Annotated in this window: 1 protein-coding gene; it reads right to left on the reverse strand. The window is 44.6% G+C overall.

Annotated features, from left to right (window positions below; translation table 11 throughout):
• The coding region (gene recN, locus BZG79_RS15945) for a DNA repair protein RecN (protein ID WP_077774901.1) at positions 1 to 974 on the reverse strand (974 nt) is incomplete at its 3' end.
• Positions 975 to 1045: the final 71 nt, after the last annotated feature.

Consider the following 1045-nt stretch of genomic DNA (forward strand, 5'->3'; position numbering starts at 1 on the left):
GTGCTATACAGCACCTCTGGTTGAACATGGTGTTTGCGTGACAAACTCATAATGGTAGCCATGCGTTGATCTAAATATTGTAAACGCTGCGGATCCATGTCGAGTTGATCAAGATAACGAGCGATCTCCTGACTGGTTTCTTGAGTTTGAATTCTAGCTTCTTCGAGCATTTCAGCCAGTGGAGAGAAGTGATTGTCTAGTGTCGCTAATTCATTCAAACGTTGTTGCGCAGCAGTTAGTAGGCCAAGTGTATTGCTTTCTTCGCCATCGCAGAGCAGATCAACCACTGCTTGGCTTGTCATCGCGATATCACCACTGTTGGATAAGCGTTTATGCTCTTCTTCAATTTGCTGATATTCGTCTTCACCAAGCGCAAGTTCATTGAGTTCGCCCACTTGATACTCAAGCAGCTGTTGTTGCGCCTCAATATCATCCTTTTTCTTTATCAGTGCTTTTAGCTCATTTTTTGTGCGACGCCAACGTTGATAGCGCGTTGCCATTTTATCGATCAACGATTGATGACCCGCATATTGGTCAAGCAACGTAATTTGGTGCTCAGGGCGTAACAGTTGTTGATGTGCATGTTGACCGTGAATGTTGATCAAAAGTTGCCCAAGTGCTTTTTGCTGAGAAGCAGGAACCGGATTGCCATTGATATAAGCGCGTGACCGCCCTTCTTTAGTGATTACGCGTCTTAAAATACAATCGTCACCGTCTTCTAATTCGTTATCTTGTAACCAGCGTCGCGCCGCACTGTTTTGTTCCAAGGTGAAACTGGTCGATATTTCAGCGCGCTTTTCCCCTGGGCGCACCATATTGGCATCGGCGCGGTCACCTAAGCATAAGCCTAGCGCATCAATAGAAATAGATTTACCTGCCCCGGTCTCACCGGTTATCGCCGTCATGCCTTTACTAAACTCCAACTCCAAGGATTTAACGATGGCAAAGTTTTGAATGGTTATATCGGCTAACATAGGAAAACACCTGTATCTATCAACAACTGTGTATAGATACAGTATATACTGTTTTTTCATCCAGTGAATAC

Source organism: Salinivibrio sp. MA427, assembly GCF_001996115.1.
Taxonomy (GTDB): Bacteria; Pseudomonadota; Gammaproteobacteria; order Enterobacterales; family Vibrionaceae; genus Salinivibrio; species Salinivibrio costicola.